The organism is Campylobacter coli LMG 9860 (assembly GCF_000254135.1).
GTDB classification, from domain to species: Bacteria; Campylobacterota; Campylobacteria; order Campylobacterales; family Campylobacteraceae; genus Campylobacter_D; species Campylobacter_D coli.
Window position 1 is genome coordinate 1 of the sequence record NZ_AINS01000128.1, and the last position, 1,504, is coordinate 1,504.

2 protein-coding genes are annotated in these 1,504 nt (G+C 33.8%); both read right to left on the reverse strand.

All coding sequences use genetic code 11. The features are described 5' to 3' along the window. Positions 1–230 (reverse strand): hypothetical protein (locus tag CCO88_RS11015; protein ID WP_238322097.1); only part of this gene is annotated, 230 nt, incomplete at its 3' end. Continuing rightward, positions 217–1,404: a P-type conjugative transfer protein TrbL gene (gene trbL, locus CCO88_RS09680; protein WP_002840670.1), complete on the reverse strand. Its 1,188-nt coding sequence runs from the start codon at positions 1,402–1,404 to the stop codon at positions 217–219. The genes CCO88_RS11015 and trbL, both read right to left, overlap by 14 nt. Positions 1,405–1,504 lie beyond the last annotated feature (100 nt).

Here is a 1,504-nt window from a genome sequence, read left to right on the forward strand (position 1 = left end):
GCTTTTTTTTTGGCTATTAAGTTGGGCTTGGGGTGGAAACACTTTATTTTACAGGAGTCCATAATGGAACTTTTTAATCTTTTCATTGCGGTAATTGCAGTAGTAATTACACTTTTTAGAGAAGAAATAAGAAAAATCTTTTTTAAGCCTAAAAAGTAAATTATCGCCGTTTGTGAAACGCTAATGCAAGGACTTACCACCCTTGCGTTAGTTTTATTATTTTGCAACATCGGGATTTACTCCTGATTGATAGCTTTCTTCTTTTGGTGTTCCTGCTGATATACCGCCTTCACTTGCTTTTCCTTGTATATCTTTAAGTTTTTCTTGTAAGCGATTAGCCATTTGATGAGGCATTCTGCCTTTTGTAAGATTATCTCTTAAATGCTCTCCTCCAGAAGTTGCTAAATGTTTTGCTACGCCTTTAACTAGATCCATTCCACCAGCTCCACCTTCTGCTAAATGTAAGGCTTTAGCTGCATTCATAGCCCGAGTAACCCCAACAGCTCCAACGGCTGCACCTGTCGCAGCTCCTGCTGCCATTGTGGCAACTGCTCTAAAACCTGCTGAAGCCCCTGCACTTTCGCCAATACTACCATTAAATACGGCTTCAATAATGCCAGGAATCATTTTTGTAATTATGCAGAAGATTACAGGGGTAACTAATGCGATTAATATATTTTCTATAGTAATATTTTGATTAATTTCATTCGCTATTGCTCCTATCATAGTAAAGCAAATTCCCATTAATCCTTGTATCATAAAGAGTTCTACACCTACTTTAATGGCTGTCATTATAGGATTTAAGCCTATTTGTTTAAAATGATTTAATCCACCTAACGCCAAAGCAAAAAATACAATTACATTCATTAAGAAAAATTTTAAATAGACAATCAGCAGATCAATTGCCATTAATAAGAATGATATTAGAATAATAATTCCAGAGATAGCAATAAAAAAACTTTGAACAGGACTAAAAATACTTGCAGATTGTAGTATAGTGATTACAACATCAATTGCTGTGCTTATGATATTGTTAGGTTTAACATCAATACCATTATTTACATTTGTGGCTAATTGCGAAAAGCTATTAAAAATAATTTGTAGCCATTGATCTGTGTTAAATAAAAATAGGAATATGCCTATATACATTATTTTTTTGATAAGAGTGGCTAAAAAATCACCAAATTCAAAACCGCTCAAAGCTTTTAAACCAAAAGTCCAAATCAAATCAATAGCAACTAAAGTCCAAAACACCCATAAACAAGCGGTTTTAATAAGGGGCGTCCAAGATAAGAGTCCATTTTTGATTAGTGTTAACGCCCCTTCGGGACTTTCAGCCCCAAAAGCTAAATTTGGAATCAAAAAGCATAAAAATAAAACTAAAGCTAATTTACTTCCATTCAAAAGCTTCAGGACTTGATTGATAAAATTTATTATTTTTGTCTCTTTGAAATAATACCGCTTCATTTGCATTAGAGCAATCCCTTTGTTGAGTTTCATTCAT